This is a genomic window from Mesorhizobium sp. (assembly GCF_965229135.1).
Classification (GTDB): domain Bacteria; phylum Pseudomonadota; class Alphaproteobacteria; order Rhizobiales; family Rhizobiaceae; genus Mesorhizobium.
Window position 1 is genome coordinate 538,285 of record NZ_OZ245860.1, and the last position, 15,769, is coordinate 554,053.

The window sequence follows — 15,769 nt, forward strand, 5'->3', positions numbered from 1 at the left end:
GCAGCAGGGTATGAAGAACACTTCTAGCGCAAAAAAAAGACGCGTGGTTTGCTACTCTCTATCGGACGCTAAAACGATATGGACGAAATTATCTCTCTCGTATCGTTCAATTCTTCATTTATCCGGTCGTTTTCCTCACCCAAGGCGAGGTATGTCACGAATGCAAAGTCGTCTCCATCTGACAAGTACCATGCAGATAAAGTCTGATCTGCCTTTTTTGATATTACATCAACGCACATTATTTTTTCAAATTTTCGCGCCGAAATATGCTCGGTGTCTATGAGATTGTTTTGACAAAGCTCAACCATAAACGATCTAAGTTCGCCGAAATCTGCGTTCGACTTTTTCCCGCTACGATGTTTTGCAATAGAGAATTGAACAGCTCCCACACCTGACGCTTTTGCTAGGGTAGGTGGTGACCCTGTGGGAAGGTCGTCAGTTATGTCTTCCCATCCGGTAGGCAGATCGAACGTGATACCGTAGAATTGTACGACCACTTTGTTCTCCTTCTCGTTACGCGGGCAAGAAAATGCCTCCTTGCATTGCGTCGATCTAAGGTCTCGCTTTTTGCGCAGCACGCCGAAGGCCAGGATGGCCGTACTTGGTAAATCGCAGATAAAGTGCACCGTCACCGTAACACAGGGCCTGCTCAACAAGCAGATCGCCTACGAGCTGCAGGTCGGCGAAACCACGGTCAAGGCGCATGTCTCCGAGATCCTGCGCAAGCTCAATGTCCACAGCCGCACGCAAGCGGTGATCGAGGTTTCGAAGCTGGACAACGCGGAGCTGTTTCGCGATCAGGCGGGGTTTTGAGCGCTTCTACCACGGCAAAAGCCACGGGTATTTTGGCTTGACTAAGTTTGTTTTTCCCAGCGGTCTGCAGGCTGCAACGTTCCATCGGTAAAGAAAGATCGTATTGCATACATTGCTAACGTTCTGTCGATTATCTGGCGGGTTGAGAAATCACCTTCCTGACCACCAATTTTCAAAACGATGTTTTTTTCTGTTTCGCTTCTTTCCGAGGTTAAGTTCCACAGATTCTCGTCTGGTGTGGAGACAAAGACAATATACCGATCGCCCCCGCCGCCGATTGTTAGAGATGAGCCATTGCGGCCGAAAAGAGATACAATCGTCCTGTCGTCTGCATTGAGCAGTCCAACCAGGTCGGAAATGACTTCGATAGAAGGAACAAGTACCTCTTCGTCACTCAACAAGTTGCCATGCCAGTCATCTATCACCGCACGTACTATGAAGTTCGGATGGCTCATTCCTGCTCCATCTAAGCGGGTCCCTAAGCCAGTAGATGCGCCAGCAGCGCGCGTAGCTGCGCCGGCTTTAGCGGCTTGCGCATCAGCTCGATGCCGGCGGCGCGGGCGGCTTTCGCCACAACTTCCGTGCTGTCGGCGGTGACGATCAGCGCCGGCACGGCGCGGCCGAGATAGTCGCGGACTTCGGCGATGGTCGCGGTGCCGAGGTCGCCGCCGTCGAGATGCTGGTCTGCTATGACGATGTCGGGCACCCAGTCGGTGTCGCCGAGCAGGTCGAGCGCGTCGTCGGTCGAGGTGGCCGCGCGCACCAGGCACTGCCAGCGCTCGAGCAGGAACGTCATCGCCTGCAGCACGTCGGCGTCATTCTCGACCAGCAGCACCTTGGTGCCGAACAGTCCGTAGCCGCGCGGCCGTTCCATGTCGGCGGCATGGGCGATGGCGTCGGCGCTGGCGCCGATGCCCACGGGAACATCGATGTGGAAGATCGTGCCGCGCCCGACCTTCGACGAGAACGTCACGGGATGGCCAAGCGCGCCGGCCATGCGGCGCACGATGGCGAGGCCCAAGCCGAGGCCGCCGCCTGCCAGTTCGGAATCGGCGGAGTTGGTGCCGCGATGGAATTCCTCGAACACGGCTTCGCGTTGCTCCTCGGGGATGCCGCAGCCGGTATCGGCGACGTCGATGCGGATCGTGTCACCGCGATGCCGGGTGCCGACCAGCACGCCGCCGGCGCGGGTGTAGCGCAGCGCATTGGATAGAATGTTCTGCAGGATGCGGCGCAGGAGGGTGCGGTCGGAACGGACCGCTGCGTGCACCGGGCGGAATTTCAGCGACAGGCCCTTCAACTGCGCCACCGGCAGGAAATCGGAACGCAACGACGAGAACAGCGCCTCCAGGCTGACATCGCCAATGTCGGGCTGGACGACGCCGGCGTCGAGCTTGGATATGTCGAGCAAGGTGCGGAGCAGGTCCTCCATCGTCTCCAGCGACCGCTCGACCTGGCGGACCAGTTTCCTGCCCTCGTCGCTGGTCTGCACCTCGGCCAGCGCCGAGACCGAGAGATGCGCGGCATTCAATGGCTGCAGCACGTCATGGCTGGCGGCGGCGAGGAACCTTGTCTTGGACAGGTTCGCCAGTTCGGCATTTTCCTTGGCGGCGCTGAGGTCGATGTTGGACTGTTCCAGCCGGCGCAGGGTCGAATGCAACTCATCGGTGCGCGTACGCACCCGGTTCTCCAGCGAAATGGCTGTCTGGAACAGCGAGAAGGCATTGCCCTGCTGGTCCATGGAGCGTTCGACGCGGCCCACGAGCGCTGCGTTGATCTTCTTCAGCTTCTCCAGGTCGTCGATGTCCTTCAGCGGCATGGCAATGTCCTATTCCGCCGCCTGGCGTTCGCCGAAGGCTATGCCGGTAAAAGTCTGGTTCAGGTGCATGGAGCGATATTGCTCGCCATATGTGCCGAAGCCAATGACATTGTTGACCCGGTAGAGCTCCGAAATGTCGCGAAAGACCTGCCGGTTGCGCGCATCGAGCCGGCGCAGGACGCAGTCGAAACCAAGGATCATGTCGATGCCGCCAAGCCTGTCCTCGACATCCTTGAGGGCGGCCCGCGTCGATTCCACCATGCTCTTGGGCTGGGCGATGGAAAGCACCACGCCATCGTCTATGGCGCAGAAGAACGACAGCGAGCCATCCGGGTGCATCTTCTGGATCGAGCGGCAGTAATATTCGCCGCCGACCTTCACCACCACCGGGTGCGATGCAAAGCTGAGCGGCGTCAGCGTCTGGGGCATGATGCCGACGGCAGCGGCATATTCCTCCGCCGCGTTGGTGGCGTTGAATTCCCGCACGATGCGATGGTCGGGATCGGACGCCGTCACCACCAGCTTCTCGTCGGTGGGAACGAAATTGTCGGTCTTGAAGACGTGGAAGGGAATCTCGCTGGCGATCAGAACGATGATGGCGCTGTCCGAGGTGACCTTGCCGTTGGAGATCAGGCGCGTTGTCTCGAATTTCAGATCGTCGCCGGCCGAACCGCCGATCAGCGGAATGTCGTCGAGGCCCCAGTGGATGGCTGATGTCACCGCTTCCTCGGCATAGGAGAGCCCGTCGATGAAGCAGAGCGCAAAGGTGCTTTTGGGGCGCTCGCCCCCTATTCTCAGGCGCAGCGATCGCCTGAGCGCCTCCACTTCGCCGGTGATCCTGTCCATGCCGGACGAGGACAGATCATCGACCATCGCGCTTACGGCCGTGAAGGACTCGGACGGAAGCAGCATGGCCAGCACATGGCCATCCTCCAGACCCTGCGGCGTGATTTCGCCGGCGGTGGAGCAGCCCGCATAGTGTAGTGCCGGCGCATGGGTGCGCAGAGCGTCTGACAGGGCGCTTGCATCGATGAGGCTCTGGGAGAAAAACAGCAGCGCGAAGCCGGCATCGATCGCGGCGGCTTCCGCCGCGATCGCCTTGGCGAACGCGTCCATGTCGGGCTCGTCGGTGGTGAGCGCCGACAGGCCGCATGCATAGCTAGTCCTTGAACTGGCCAGCGGCTTCCTCCGCATTTCCTCCGACGCTCTTTTGTGCTTTTGGACCGCGAGCGTCAGGCTGCATTGTTGTCTTCAGGCACCCGTTTGGCAATGGGGCGGTTGGGTGCCACGATTTCCGCGAGGCCATGACCGAAAGTACAATGTGCCGGCTTTTCCGCCGCGCTGTTTTTCATGCGTTATGCAGTATAAGAATAGCGGATCGCCGAAGCTTCCGCATGGCGTCGGCACGTGATGACCAAGGTCGTACCCAGGGAGGAATCATGTCGGACGTATCGTTGACGGTGAACGGAAAGCGGGTGAGCGGCACGGCCGAGGACCGAACGCTTCTGGTTCATTTCCTGCGCGAGAATCTCGGCCTCACCGGAACGCATGTCGGTTGCGACACTTCGCAATGCGGCGCCTGCGTGGTGCATGTCGACGGCAAGGCGATGAAGTCGTGCTCAATGCTCGCCGTACAGGCTTCCGGATCAACGATCGTTACGATCGAAGGCTTGGCTGACGGAGCCGACCTGCATCCTGTGCAGGCGGCCTTCAAGGAACATCACGGGCTTCAATGCGGCTTCTGCACGCCGGGCATGATCATGACGGCGACCGACATGATCAGCCGCCATCCCGAAGGTCTCGACGAGGCCACGGTCCGCGCCGAGCTCGAGGGCAACATCTGCCGCTGCACCGGCTACCACAACATCGTCAAGGCGATCCTCGCGGCATCGAAGACGATGTCCAAGGGCGTCAAGGGCAAAGCCAGGCAAGCTGCGTAGGACTTAGGGGGTAGGCAATAGGGAGTAGGGCAAATGGCTATAAGAAACCACGAGCCCCTTTTCACTACTGCCCTACGCCCTACTGCCTAATCCCTTAAATTCGGAGGAATTTCTGATGGGTATTGAAGGTGTTGGCGCTCGCGTTGCGCGCAAGGAAGACAAGAGATTTATCACCGGCGCCGGCCGCTATGTCGACGACATGGTGGTTCCCGGCATGAAGCACGCGGCATTCGTGCGCAGCCCGCACGCGCATGCGCAGATCAAGAAGATCGACGTCAAGAAGGCTCAGGCGATGCCGGGTGTCATCGGCGTGCTGACCGGCAAGGAACTCAAGGCCGACGGCATCGGCAACCTCATCTGCGGCTGGATGATCCATTCCAAGGATGGTTCGCCGATGAAGATGGGCGCCTGGTCCCCGCTCGCTTTCGACAAGGTCCGCTATGTCGGCGACGCGGTGGTCATCGTCGTTGCAGAGACCAAGGGCCAGGCGCGCGATGCGGCCGAAGCGGTCGAGATCACCTACAAGGAACTGAAGGCCGTCGTCGATGCTTCCAGGGCCATGGACAAGGGTGCGCCGCAGATCCACCCGGAAGCCGAGAACAATCTGATCTTCGACTGGGACATCGGCAATGCCGACGACACCGCCGCGGCCTTCAAGAAGGCAGTCCATGTCGTCAAGATGGACATCATCAACAACCGGCTGGTTCCCAATGCCATGGAACCGCGTGCGGCTCTCGGCCACTACGACAAGGCCGAGGACCACTACACCTGCTGGACGACATCGCAAAACCCGCATGTCGCGCGGCTGGTGATGAGCGCCTTCTACAATGTCGCCCCGGAAAACAAGCTGCGCGTGATCGCGCCGGATGTCGGCGGCGGCTTTGGCTCGAAGATTTACATCTATCCGGAAGAACTGGTCTGCCTGTGGGCCTCGAAGAAAACCGGCGTGCCGGTGAAATGGGTGGCCGACCGCACCGAAAGCTTCCTCACCGACGCGCATGGCCGCGACCATCATACCCACGCCGAAATGGCTTTCGACGCTGACCACAAGATCCTTGGTCTCAAGGTCGAGACGCAGGCCAATCTCGGCGCCTACATGTCGCTGTTCTCGTCGGCGACGCCGACCTATCTCTACGCGACGCTGCTGTCGGGCCAGTACAACATCCCCGCGATCCACGCCAATGTGAAGGCGATCTACACCAACACCGCGCCCGTCGATGCCTATCGCGGGGCAGGGCGGCCGGAGGCGACCTTCGTCATGGAGAGGATGATGGAGACGGCCGCGCGGCAGTTCGGCGTTTCGCCGGCGGAACTGCGTCGTAAGAACTTCGTCACCTCGTTCCCGCACCAGACGCCGGTCATCATGTGCTACGACGCTGGCGACTACGCGGCTTCGCTCGACGCGGCGATGAAGGCGTCCGACTATGCCGGCTTTGCCAAGCGCAAGGCCGCCGCCGCCAAGAAGGGGCTGCTGCGCGGCATCGGCATGAGCTGCTACATCGAGGCCTGCGGCATCGCGCCGTCGGCCGCGGTCGGCTCGCTCGGCGCCGGCGTCGGCTTGTGGGAATCAGCGGAGGTCCGCGTCAACGCGGTCGGCACGATCGAAGTGCTGACCGGCTCGCACAGCCACGGCCAGGGTCACGAGACGACCTTCGCGCAACTGGTCAACGAGCGCTTCGGCGTGCCGATCGACTCGGTCTCAATCGTCCATGGCGACACCGACAAGGTGCAGATGGGCATGGGCACCTACGGTTCGCGCTCCGGTGCGGTTGGCATGTCGGCCATCGTCAAGGCGCTCGACAAGGTCGAGGCCAAGGCCAAGAAGATCGCGGCGCACCTGCTGGAAGCGGACGAGGGCGACATCGTCATCGAGAACGGCGCATTGAAGGTGGCCGGCACCGACAAGAGCGTGCCGTGGTTCCAGATGGCGCTTGCCGCCTACACCGCCCACAATCTGCCGGGCGGAATGGAGCCCGGACTGAAGGAGACGGCTTTCTACGATCCGTCGAATTTCACCTTCCCGGCAGGCTGCTACATCTGCGAGGTCGAGGTCGATCCGGAAACCGGCACGACCGAGATCATCCAGTTTGTCGCCGCCGATGATTTCGGCAACATCATCAACCCGATGATCGTCGAAGGCCAGGTGCATGGCGGCATCGCGCAAGGCGTCGGCCAGGCTTTGCTGGAGGGCGCATATTACGATCCCAGCGGACAGCTGCTGACGGCGAGCTACATGGACTACACGATGCCGCGCGCCGGCGACCTGCCGTCGTTCAAGGTTTCGACCTCGAACACGCCTTGCCCCGGCAATCCGCTGGGCATCAAGGGCTGCGGCGAAGCCGGCGCCATCGGCTCGCCGCCGGCGGTGATCAATGCGATCACCGACGCCATCGGCAGCAACGACCTGGCCATGCCGGCGTCGCCGTCCACCGTGTGGGCAGCGATCCGCGCCGCGACGAAACACTGAGGAGGAAAGCCCATGTATTCGGTCAACTACCATCGCGCCGCGTCGGTCGCTGACGCCGCCAAGCTGATCAGGACCGGCGATGCCAAGCTGCTGTCGGGCGGCATGACGCTCATTCCCGCCATGAAGACGCGGCTTGCCGCGCCTTCAGACCTGGTCGACCTGTCGCGGATCAAGGAGCTGCAGGGCGTCAAGGTGTCGGGCAAGACGGTAACCATTGGCGCGGCCACCACGCATTTCGATGTCGCCAATGATGAGAAGCTCAAGAAAGCCTGCCCGGCGCTTGCGCATCTGGCGTCGCTGATCGGCGATCCCGCGGTGCGCCACAAGGGCACGATCGGCGGGTCCATCGCCAACAACGATCCGGCGGCGGACTATCCTGCGGCGATGCTGGCGCTGGGCGCCACAATCGTCACCAACAAGCGCGAGATATCAGCCGACAAGTTCTTCAAGGGCCTGTTCGAGACGGCGCTGAAGGAAGGCGAGATCGTTACCGCTGTGACCTTCACCGCGCCGGCCAAGGCTGCCTATGAAAAGTTCCGCAATCCGGCCTCGCGCTATGCGATCGTCGGCGTGTTCGTCGCCAAGGGCAAGGACGGCGTCAGCGTTGCCGTAACCGGGGCCGGCGATGACGGCGTCTTCCGCTCCAAGGAAATCGAAGCGGCGCTGGCCAGGAATTTCGAGGCTTCCGCGCTCGAAGGCTTCAAGGTGCCGGCGAAGAATTTGATGAGCGACATTCACGCGTCCGCCGAATACCGCGCCAATCTGATCGCGGTCATGGCAAAGCGTGCCGTGGCCGCCGCCAACGCCTGAGGGAGTTGGTAAACAACAGAAGGGGTCTTGCGGCCCCTTTTGTTTGCCGGCTTATTATCGATCAATTCTGGCTCGTTACGCCTTCAGTTCGCGCAGATAGTAGCGCACTGCCTTCTCGCCGCCATGGATCACGGCGTCGCCAACCTCGGCGAAGCCAAGGGTTGCATGAAAGGCATCCGATGCCGGATTGGGCGGTTCCGCGTTCACCTCGCAGGTGACGATCGTCTGGCCGGCGCGCGAGGCGTGGTCGAACAGATCCTCATACAGCCGCCGGGCAAGGCCGCGACCGCGCGCTTGCGCCGCGACCACGACACGGTCGACATAGACGAAACGCTGGTAGCGTTCGCGAAACCAGAGGAAATTCGGACTGTCGTAGCGCGCGTCCTGGTCGAAGGTCATGATGAAGGCTTCAAGCGTGCCGATGCGGCGTGCGTAGAAAGCCTCGCCGAGCAGGAAGGACAGACGCTCGGGCTCCAGCCACGACAATTCGGCCGCATGCTCGTTGTTGAGAGCGAGGATTATTGCTTCATCGTCCGCCGAGACATGGGCGATTGGGGACGGGGAAGAAATCATGCCTTGGCCGCCGCGATGGTGGCCGCGACAAGGTCCGTGTCGGTCAGGGTGTTGCGATATTCGCGGTCGAGGTCAGAGCCGCCCATGCCGACATGAGGGTTGCGGTAGTGCATGCCGCTCGGCACGTCCTTGAGCGCGGCGAAATGCATTTCGGTCAGTCCGGTGGTCTTGCGCACCTCAGCGATGTTTTGCAAGTCAAGCGCGCCGCAACCGAGGATGATGATGCGGTCGCCCGCCTGCCGGACCAGATCGGCGAGCAGTGCTGCCCCCTCGACGGCGGTATCGCGCTGGCCGCTCGTCAGGACGCGGCCGACCTTGCAGCGGATCAGTGCTTCCAGCGCCTCGACCGGATCGCGCGTCATGTCGAAGGCGCGATGGCAGGTGACGTTCACGAGGCCGGCCGCCTCGGTCAGCTCGCCCATGCGTCGGTCGTCGATCGTGCCGTCGGCATTGAGGCAGCCGAAGACGACGCCGGCAACGCCGAGGTCGCGCAGCGCAACGACGTCGGCGAGCATCGAGCGGTATTCGGTTTCGCTGTAGAGAAAATCGCCGCCGCGCGGCCGCACCATGACGTGAAACGGTATCGTTGACTGGTCAAGCGCGGCACGCACCGTGCCGAGGCTCGGTGTGATGCCACCCTCTATCAGGCTGGCGCACAGTTCCACCCGGTCGGCGCCGGCCGCCTGCGCGGCCAGAAGGCCATCGATGCCCTCGACACAGATTTCGATCAGCGGCGGGCGAGGAGCTTTGGTCAAGGGCAATCCAATCCATGATTTTTTCGCCGCCAGCCCTAGCATCGGGCCGATTGCCGCGAAAGCGCGAACAGCGCGCCGCCGCTTGTGCCAGGCGGCCACTCCTGGCCCGGGTACTGTTCGAGGGTCTCAGTGAGGGGGCTACTGGCGCAGAATCGTGTTCTTGGCGCCTTCCTCGACCTGATCGATCACCAGCAGCTTGACCGGACCGTCGCCGACATTGGTGGCCTGGTGCCACTGGCCGATCATTTCGATGATGAAATCGCCGGTCTTGTAGGTATTGCTCTTGCCGGTGTCGACGTTGGTGACCTGAAGCGTGCCAGCTTCGACATAGGCGTAGCGCGGGAAGGGGTGCTTGTGGACGGGCAAGGTGGCGCCTGGCGCGATATCATAGGTGGAAACCAGCACCTGCACGTTCTTCCGCGGCAGGGTGATCGGCTGACCGGATGCTGTCGTGGCGCGCGATGCCAGCGGGGTTACGACAACCGGCGTGCCGGTGCTGTCCAGCGCCAGCACGGCATTCGCATAGAGCGCACCCGCCATCAGCAGCGTCGTAGCCAGGATCTTGCGCATGATTCCTCCCCGAAACCATGCCACTTTCGCGCGGCGCGCGGCCCCACGCAAGATCATCGAAGCCACAGTCGAGGACTGAACGGCAGCCTCCGCCCCGTAGCGGATCGCATCATATGTCTTGTTTATGTTGGGCCGGATTTCCTTATCCGGCCCATCGGCCCATCAGGCCAGCCGACGCCCTGCAAGCGACTGGCGATGCCAGTGGCGAAATGCGCGGATCAGGCCGGAGCCTTGCCGCCATTTTTCTTGCAGGCTGCGCGGAATTTCTCCCGATCCTTGCCATGCAGGCCCTTGGCGTCGGCGAGCGCGGAACACTGCTTCGAAACCGCGGTTTGAGGTGTCGTCGCCTTCTTCATCGGCGTCGCTGCGGCCGGTGCTGTAGCCGGTGCCGTCGCTGGCGCTGTCGCGGTTGCCGTGGCGGCCATGGCTCCGCCCGAAACGAGCCCGGCCAGAACGACGGAAGCCAAGATGGTGGTAATCCTCATTGCGATCTCCTTTGGTAGTCCCCCGGAAGCGACGCTAGCATCGGCCCAGAATGCCAGCAATGCGGGAGTCCTCAGCCATCCAGCGCATGTCATCACGATTTCGTGGCGCCGTCGGCCCTTGGTTACCGGGGGTGGAATTCGACGCGACGAACCGCTGGACATGGCCCGCGGGGTTGGACTGCGACGCTGAAAAATCCGGACCTTTCGCGAAGCGTCGTCGATCAGGCCGCCCGCCGGCCCGGTGTCCGGTTGGTCTCGATCGAAGCTGCCCGCTGCCGACGCGGCTGTTGGCGCGATTCCTGGAAAGTCACGTATGCCAGGACAGCTATGAAAAGGACGAAAACGGTGACGATCGACGTTACGACGAGCAGGCTCTCTTGGGTCATGGTCTTCTCCATTCGATGATGGAGGCATGAGACCATGCCGATCAAGCGTCGGCGTTGACCTGCATCAACTTTGTCGCGCTGGCGCGGAGAGGGGGAGAGTTGATGGGTGCGCCTGCCTGCTTATGCCCAGGCTCCAAGCGCCGTCCAACCAAGGGGCGCTCTACGTTCTCGTGCGGGCTCGCACGCCAGTTCAACATGCCTGCGCCACGGGGGCACCTATACCCGCCGGTAGTCCCGAAAGCCGGCGGAAATCAATACGTCTGGTCACACAGCTAAATTCATGGCGTTTTCTCACGAAACGCTGTCTGCAGCCCTGACGAATATTTCACGTATCAGGGGGGCGAGGGAGGCTAGCAAGACTTTGAAAAACTTGGCTCCCCGGGCCGGATTCGAACCAGCGACCAACCGGTTAACAGCCGGTTGCTCTACCACTGAGCTACCGGGGAACAGTCGCTCTCTCTGTGAGTGGGGCAGCCTATAGCAAACCCGTTTCAGCTTTGCAAAGAAGCATTTCGTATTTTTTGTCAGGTTTTTCACCATGCGATTTCTCGCAATCATCCGCGTACGCCCACATATTAGCCTTTTAAAGGGATCTTGGAGCCAAAAGGGCGGTTGCGGCTTGTGTTCCTGATCTCCGGGATTTGTGAAACGCGGTTAATTCGATCGACATGACGGCTAACGATACTCAGGCGCCAGCGCGGAAGATTTCGATTCTTGGCCGCGAGTTCACCATGCCGCGCTCGCGCGGCCTAAGAATCACCATCGGCGTGCTGCTCGCCCTGGGCGGGATACTCGGCTTCCTGCCGATCCTGGGTTTCTGGATGATTCCCCTCGGCATCCTGGTCCTGTCCTATGAGTTCGCGGTGATACGCCGGCACCGGCGCCGGTTCGTCGTGTGGTGGGAGCGGCGCCGGCGGCTGGATGCGTGATTGGCGCCGGCTGGGATCATGAGCGCTTCGAGGGGTTGCGTCATTGATTCCTGTCGCGATGGGGCTTGTCACGGTTCAGCCCGGCGGGCCCGCCCACACCGGGCGATGAGTCTGGAGGGCCCGGTCTGTTTGCGGACGGACCATGCCTCGACGGGCGGACTTGTTCCAATGCCTCGCATATTTCCCTCAAAATGGCGGCGGCGGAAGCCAGCCGCGCGCGGTCGTGAGGCGATAAGCGGCTGGCGCTCTCGATGCCCAGGCAATCGATGGCGCAGCGGACAAGCCGCTCGCATCTCATCAGGGACAGTTCGCGTCGCGTACTCTCGTTTCCGTCCGGCTCAGCCTGATGCATGGCGCGGCCCTCCTGCTTACTCAACGTCACGAACGTTCCCGCGGTTTCCGCCGCCGGCTACCATGCTTAACAACCGGCTAACGAGTGGGAGCGGCCCGCTACGGCGATCCTTCAACGCAAGCTTTTGGATTGGTGCTGAGGAAACCGCAGGGAATGCGCCGTGGCCGCTTGACGGCATTTTCGCCGCAACCTATTGGAACCGGGTGGAACGCCGGGAGCAATGAGGCCTCGTGGCGGAGTGGTTACGCAGAGGACTGCAAATCCTTGCACCCCGGTTCGATTCCGGGCGAGGCCTCCAATACCCGGGCTCCCGCGCGTCAGCGCCGGAGCGCGACGTTCCGGTCGAAATGAACCGCGGTTGCTCGCGGCAAGCGGATTGGTTGGAACATGAGCGCTGATTTCTCCGAACGCCGCGTGAAGATGGTGGATGGCCAGGTCCGCACCACCGACGTGACCAGCGCGCCGCTGCTCGATGCCATGCTTTCGATCCCGCGCGAGGCTTTTGTCGGCGCCGGCCAGCGTGACCTCGCCTATATCGACGAGGACATCCGCATTGCCAGCGGCCCCGATGGCGCCCGCTATCTCATGGAGCCTTCGCCTCTCGCCAAGCTGTTGCAGCTGGCCGAGATCAATCCGGGTGATTCGGTGCTCGATGTCGGTTGCGGCACAGGCTATGCCGCCGCCATCCTGTCGCGGCTGGCAAAGTCGGTCGTGGCGCTGGAAAGCGATTCGGCCCTTGCGGAATCCGCCATATCAACGCTTGCGGCGCTGGGCTGCGACAATGTCACCGTGGTCAAGGGCGCCTTGGCCGAAGGCCATGCCGGCAAGGCACCGTACGATGTCATTTTCATAGGCGGCAGCGTGGAAAAGGTACCGGCGCCGTTGCTTGACCAACTTGCCGAAGGTGGCCGGCTCGTTGCCGTTGAAGGGCAAGGAAATTCCGGCGTGGCTCGACTGTTTTTCAAGGCTGGGGGGGTTGTAACCGGAAGACGCGCATTTAATGCGGCAATTAAGCCACTACCCGGATTTGAACGTGCTCGCGCCTTCGAATTCTAGTTAATTTGGTCTTGCAGCCAAAGCGCTGTCATGGTCGCTTGCGTTAACAATCGTTGCTGATCCGTTTATCCGGGGTGATCTGGGGCTGACAGCAGGGAACAACAAAACGCGGCGCCGACTGCTCGAATTTGAGAGGGGCCGGCGCGGCGCAGTTCCCATGTTAAACGAATGAGGGATATACCGTGCCGTCTGTACGCAAGAGTCTTTTCACCGCCGTCCTGTTCTCCGCGACAGCGCTTTCTCCCCTGACCGCCTCGGCGGAAACCATCCTTGGCGCACTTGCAAAAGCATACCAGAACAATTCGACGCTGAACGCGGCGCGTGCGGGCGTCCGCGTTACCGACGAAGGCGTGCCCCTGGCCAAGTCGGGCTGGCGGCCGACGATCAACGGCTCTTCGAGCATAGACTACACGAAGACAAACTATCCGGGCGGCTACCTGAAGGCTACGACCGCCAATTTCGGCATCCAGATCAACCAGACCCTGTTCGACGGATTCCAGACAAGCAACAACGTCGCTTCGGCCGAGGCCCAGGTGCGTGCTTCCGTCGAGAGCCTGCGCAACACCGAAGAAAACATCCTCTATAACGCGGCAACCGCATACATGGACGTGATTCGCGACCGGCAGATCGCGGTGTTGACCGAGCAGAACCTGCAGTTCCTGACCGAGCAGGCGCGCGCCGCGCGTTCCCGCTTCGAAGTCGGCGAAGGCACGCGCACCGACGTTGCCCAGGCGGATGCGTCGCGCGCATCGGCGGTGGCGCAGCTGAGTGCCGCCCGCGCACAGGCGCTGTCCAGTGCCGCGACCTATCATCAGATCATCGGTGACGAGCCGGGCAAGCTCAAGGGTGCTTCGCCGCTTGGGAAGCTTCTACCGGCCAGTCTCGGTTCTGCCATCGGGGTGGCGTCGAACGAGCATCCCGCCATTCTCGCCAACCAGCATCTGGTCGACGCGGCGGCCTTTTCGGTGAAATCGGCCGAGGGTGCGCTGTTGCCTCAGCTGTCGGCCTCGGCGGGCATTTCGGACAGCTACAACCACGACATTCCCGCATCCATATCGAGCCCGAACGGCAATTCGACCTCCGCCAACATCGGCGCGACGCTGACCATTCCGATCTATTCGGGCGGCCGTACCGAGGCCACGGTGCGTCGGTCGAAGGAATCGCTGGGCCAGGCGCGGATCGAGGTCGATGTCAGCCGTGACCAGGTGCGTCAGGCCGTGACCGCGGCCTGGACGCAGTACACGGCGGCTCAGGAAAGCGTCGCCGCCAACAAGCAGGTCATCGATGCCGCCCAGCTGGCACTTAACGGCGTCATCGAGGAGCGCAATGTCGGCCAGCGCACCACGCTCGACGTCCTCAACGCGCAGGCCGCCGTCATTACCGCCAAGATCAATCAGGCCGGTTCCGAGCACGATGTGGTGGTGGCGAGCTATGCCATCCTGTCTGCCATGGGACGCCTGTCGGTCGACCGTCTTGGCCTTCAGGTGACGAAGTACCAGCCCGAAGAGCACTACAATGCGGTCAAGGACAAGTGGACCGGCCTGCGTACGCCGGACGGCCACTAGTCGACAAACTTCCCGCCGGCGTTTCTCGCGCGCGAGTGCAGGTGGATACTCAGTCGATTGCCGGTGGCATAGTCCCCGGCATTCCGGCGCAGGGACGTGATCGAGATCCCCACCGTCGGCAATGCCAATCCAGAGCAATCGATGCGGCCGGTGATTGCTCTAATCTGTTGAAATCCAACATGTCTCCACATTGGGGATTCTCGTGTGGCAATCCGTCGGTTACGCTGGCGCCATGATTCGAATCCGGCCCCTTGCTGGATGGGACATTTACAACGAGTCACAAGGGCGGCGGATGTGACGATGGCGACGGCAAGCAGCGCACAGCGCGAACCTTCCATGGAAGAGATACTGGCTTCGATCCGAAGGATCATCGAGGACAGCGATAGCGGCCGCAAGCCTGCGGGCGAAGCGGACGAACCGCGTCAGGATCTTGGTCACGACCTTGACCTCGCATCTGCTCCCGCTCCGGTACAGGAGGTCGACGCATTTCGCGCCGAGTTGCGCGGCGGATTGGACGTCAGAAGGCCATCGAACTTCGCGGAGGTCCAGGCTCAGCTTCCTGCTGTCGACCCGGTGATCGCGCGCATGGAAACGCCGGTTCGATCCGATCCTGCTCCGGTCAAGGCGCACCCGGTGGGGCTTGCGCCCGTGACCCAGGCACCACCGACCTTGGCCGAAGTGGGTGCCAGGATCGCTGCCGCGCCGGTTGCGGCAGCCAGCGTCGATGTACCTGCCGCCGCCAGGGTGTCGGAGACAACGGACAGCATTGTCGCTGACTGGCGTCGTGATATCGCGGCCGTGGGCGAAACGATAAAGGCAACGACATCGCTTTCCGACGCGGCCGCCCTGCGAAGGGCACCGCCCTCCCAGCCGGTGGCCGTGGCTCCCGACAGAGAATTGGCGGCTGAACCGGCTTTCGACCCGGCACCGTCGCGGGATGAACCGGCGTCCGCCCGTCCGGCGATCGTGTCGGAGCATACGGGGCGCCAGGTGGCCGCCGCTTTCGGCGAACTGTCCGATGCTTTCGCCAGCCGCGGCAAGAAAACCTTCGACGAGATGGCCGAGGAAATGCTGAGGCCGATGTTGCAGGACTGGCTGGACAACAATCTGCCGACACTGGTCGAGCGACTGGTGCGCGAAGAGATAGAGCGCGTGGCGCGCGGCGCGCAATAATTCGTCGCCACAGGCCTTGCGTACAGCGCCGCCATCGAGCGGCGCTTTCTCTTTTGTGTTTAGCGAATTCCGGCCG

17 protein-coding genes and 2 tRNA genes are annotated in these 15,769 nt (G+C 61.9%); 9 read left to right on the forward strand and 10 right to left on the reverse strand.

Annotation, left to right across the window (positions count from 1 at the left end):
- Positions 1-68: 68 nt before the first annotated feature.
- Positions 69-497 carry a hypothetical protein gene (locus ACO07C_RS02520; protein ID WP_421912656.1) on the reverse strand — a complete coding sequence of 143 codons (429 nt, stop codon included), beginning with the start codon at positions 495-497 and terminating at the stop codon, positions 69-71.
- 94 nt (positions 498-591) lie between these two features.
- On the opposite strand from ACO07C_RS02520, the gene ACO07C_RS02525 reads away from it, so the two are divergent.
- Positions 592-813, forward strand: coding sequence for a response regulator transcription factor (locus ACO07C_RS02525; protein ID WP_421912657.1), 222 nt, complete (start codon positions 592-594; stop codon positions 811-813).
- A gap of 41 nt (positions 814-854) precedes the next feature.
- Here the strand turns inward: ACO07C_RS02525 and ACO07C_RS02530 are convergent, their stop codons facing one another.
- From ACO07C_RS02530 to ACO07C_RS02540, 3 genes are read right to left on the reverse strand one after another with little or no spacing between them, the layout of a single operon-like run.
- Positions 855-1,268: an Imm1 family immunity protein gene (locus ACO07C_RS02530; protein ID WP_421912658.1), complete on the reverse strand. Its 414-nt coding sequence runs from the start codon at positions 1,266-1,268 to the stop codon at positions 855-857.
- A 23-nt stretch (positions 1,269-1,291) separates the two neighbouring features.
- A complete protein-coding gene (locus ACO07C_RS02535; RefSeq protein ID WP_421912659.1) occupies positions 1,292-2,632 on the reverse strand; it encodes a hybrid sensor histidine kinase/response regulator in 1,341 nt (446 codons plus the stop codon).
- A 9-nt stretch (positions 2,633-2,641) separates the two neighbouring features.
- Positions 2,642-3,826 carry an FIST N-terminal domain-containing protein gene (locus ACO07C_RS02540; protein ID WP_421912660.1) on the reverse strand — a complete coding sequence of 395 codons (1,185 nt, stop codon included), beginning with the start codon at positions 3,824-3,826 and terminating at the stop codon, positions 2,642-2,644.
- A 245-nt stretch (positions 3,827-4,071) separates the two neighbouring features.
- On the opposite strand from ACO07C_RS02540, the gene ACO07C_RS02545 reads away from it, so the two are divergent.
- The 3 genes from ACO07C_RS02545 to ACO07C_RS02555 all read left to right on the forward strand — a co-directional run bounded on the left by ACO07C_RS02545 (position 4,072) and on the right by ACO07C_RS02555 (position 7,849).
- Entirely contained in the window at positions 4,072-4,572 is a 501-nt protein-coding gene (locus ACO07C_RS02545; RefSeq protein ID WP_421912661.1) for a (2Fe-2S)-binding protein, read from the forward strand.
- 115 nt (positions 4,573-4,687) lie between these two features.
- Positions 4,688-7,039 carry a xanthine dehydrogenase family protein molybdopterin-binding subunit gene (locus ACO07C_RS02550; RefSeq protein WP_421912662.1) on the forward strand — a complete coding sequence of 784 codons (2,352 nt, stop codon included), beginning with the start codon at positions 4,688-4,690 and terminating at the stop codon, positions 7,037-7,039.
- Positions 7,040-7,051: 12 nt separating this feature from the next.
- Complete coding sequence (locus ACO07C_RS02555; protein WP_421912663.1) at positions 7,052-7,849, forward strand: FAD binding domain-containing protein; 798 nt, start codon at positions 7,052-7,054, stop codon at positions 7,847-7,849.
- Between the two features lie 75 nt (positions 7,850-7,924).
- On the opposite strand, the gene ACO07C_RS02560 is transcribed toward ACO07C_RS02555, so the two are convergent.
- The 6 genes from ACO07C_RS02560 to ACO07C_RS02585 form a co-directional block, all read right to left on the reverse strand.
- Positions 7,925-8,422, reverse strand: coding sequence for a GNAT family N-acetyltransferase (locus tag ACO07C_RS02560; protein ID WP_421912664.1), 498 nt, complete (start codon positions 8,420-8,422; stop codon positions 7,925-7,927).
- Positions 8,419-9,177 (reverse strand): copper homeostasis protein CutC, encoded by a 759-nt coding sequence (locus ACO07C_RS02565; RefSeq protein ID WP_421912665.1) that lies wholly within the window; start codon positions 9,175-9,177, stop codon positions 8,419-8,421. Before ACO07C_RS02565 ends, ACO07C_RS02560 begins: the two co-directional genes overlap by 4 nt.
- Before the next feature lie 138 nt (positions 9,178-9,315).
- Positions 9,316-9,747: a cupin domain-containing protein gene (locus tag ACO07C_RS02570; protein ID WP_421912666.1), complete on the reverse strand. Its 432-nt coding sequence runs from the start codon at positions 9,745-9,747 to the stop codon at positions 9,316-9,318.
- 218 nt (positions 9,748-9,965) lie between these two features.
- Positions 9,966-10,232: a hypothetical protein gene (locus ACO07C_RS02575; RefSeq protein WP_421912667.1), complete on the reverse strand. Its 267-nt coding sequence runs from the start codon at positions 10,230-10,232 to the stop codon at positions 9,966-9,968.
- Positions 10,233-10,453: 221 nt separating this feature from the next.
- On the reverse strand, positions 10,454-10,618 hold the full coding sequence (locus ACO07C_RS02580) for a hypothetical protein (RefSeq protein WP_421912668.1): 165 nt from the start codon (positions 10,616-10,618) through the stop codon (positions 10,454-10,456).
- A 371-nt stretch (positions 10,619-10,989) separates the two neighbouring features.
- A tRNA-Asn gene (locus tag ACO07C_RS02585) sits at positions 10,990-11,064 on the reverse strand.
- 222 nt (positions 11,065-11,286) lie between these two features.
- On the opposite strand from ACO07C_RS02585, the gene ACO07C_RS02590 reads away from it, so the two are divergent.
- The 5 genes from ACO07C_RS02590 (at position 11,287) to ACO07C_RS02610 (ending at position 15,693) form a co-directional block, all read left to right on the forward strand.
- Entirely contained in the window at positions 11,287-11,547 is a 261-nt protein-coding gene (locus ACO07C_RS02590; RefSeq protein ID WP_421912669.1) for a hypothetical protein, read from the forward strand.
- Between the two features lie 576 nt (positions 11,548-12,123).
- Positions 12,124-12,197, forward strand: a tRNA-Cys gene (locus ACO07C_RS02595).
- A gap of 89 nt (positions 12,198-12,286) precedes the next feature.
- Positions 12,287-12,955 carry a protein-L-isoaspartate O-methyltransferase family protein gene (locus ACO07C_RS02600; RefSeq protein ID WP_421912670.1) on the forward strand — a complete coding sequence of 223 codons (669 nt, stop codon included), beginning with the start codon at positions 12,287-12,289 and terminating at the stop codon, positions 12,953-12,955.
- A gap of 182 nt (positions 12,956-13,137) precedes the next feature.
- Positions 13,138-14,520 (forward strand): TolC family outer membrane protein, encoded by a 1,383-nt coding sequence (locus ACO07C_RS02605; protein ID WP_421912671.1) that lies wholly within the window; start codon positions 13,138-13,140, stop codon positions 14,518-14,520.
- A gap of 300 nt (positions 14,521-14,820) precedes the next feature.
- Entirely contained in the window at positions 14,821-15,693 is an 873-nt protein-coding gene (locus ACO07C_RS02610; RefSeq protein WP_421912672.1) for a DUF2497 domain-containing protein, read from the forward strand.
- Positions 15,694-15,769 lie beyond the last annotated feature (76 nt).

Bases quoted from the DNA above. Each gene is read 5' to 3' on its own strand.
- ACO07C_RS02525 (WP_421912657.1), top strand. From the start codon at position 592: ATGGCCGTACTTGGTAAATCGCAGATAAAGTGCACCGTCACCGTAACA.
- ACO07C_RS02530 (WP_421912658.1), bottom strand. From the start codon at position 1,268: ATGAGCCATCCGAACTTCATAGTACGTGCGGTGATAGATGACTGGCAT.
- ACO07C_RS02535 (WP_421912659.1), bottom strand. From the start codon at position 2,632: ATGCCGCTGAAGGACATCGACGACCTGGAGAAGCTGAAGAAGATCAAC.
- ACO07C_RS02540 (WP_421912660.1), bottom strand. From the start codon at position 3,826: ATGCGGAGGAAGCCGCTGGCCAGTTCAAGGACTAGCTATGCATGCGGC.
- ACO07C_RS02545 (WP_421912661.1), top strand. From the start codon at position 4,072: ATGTCGGACGTATCGTTGACGGTGAACGGAAAGCGGGTGAGCGGCACG.
- ACO07C_RS02550 (WP_421912662.1), top strand. From the start codon at position 4,688: ATGGGTATTGAAGGTGTTGGCGCTCGCGTTGCGCGCAAGGAAGACAAG.
- ACO07C_RS02555 (WP_421912663.1), top strand. From the start codon at position 7,052: ATGTATTCGGTCAACTACCATCGCGCCGCGTCGGTCGCTGACGCCGCC.
- ACO07C_RS02560 (WP_421912664.1), bottom strand. From the start codon at position 8,422: ATGATTTCTTCCCCGTCCCCAATCGCCCATGTCTCGGCGGACGATGAA.
- ACO07C_RS02570 (WP_421912666.1), bottom strand. From the start codon at position 9,747: ATGCGCAAGATCCTGGCTACGACGCTGCTGATGGCGGGTGCGCTCTAT.
- ACO07C_RS02575 (WP_421912667.1), bottom strand. From the start codon at position 10,232: ATGAGGATTACCACCATCTTGGCTTCCGTCGTTCTGGCCGGGCTCGTT.
- ACO07C_RS02580 (WP_421912668.1), bottom strand. From the start codon at position 10,618: ATGACCCAAGAGAGCCTGCTCGTCGTAACGTCGATCGTCACCGTTTTC.
- ACO07C_RS02590 (WP_421912669.1), top strand. From the start codon at position 11,287: ATGACGGCTAACGATACTCAGGCGCCAGCGCGGAAGATTTCGATTCTT.
- ACO07C_RS02600 (WP_421912670.1), top strand. From the start codon at position 12,287: ATGAGCGCTGATTTCTCCGAACGCCGCGTGAAGATGGTGGATGGCCAG.
- ACO07C_RS02610 (WP_421912672.1), top strand. From the start codon at position 14,821: ATGGCGACGGCAAGCAGCGCACAGCGCGAACCTTCCATGGAAGAGATA.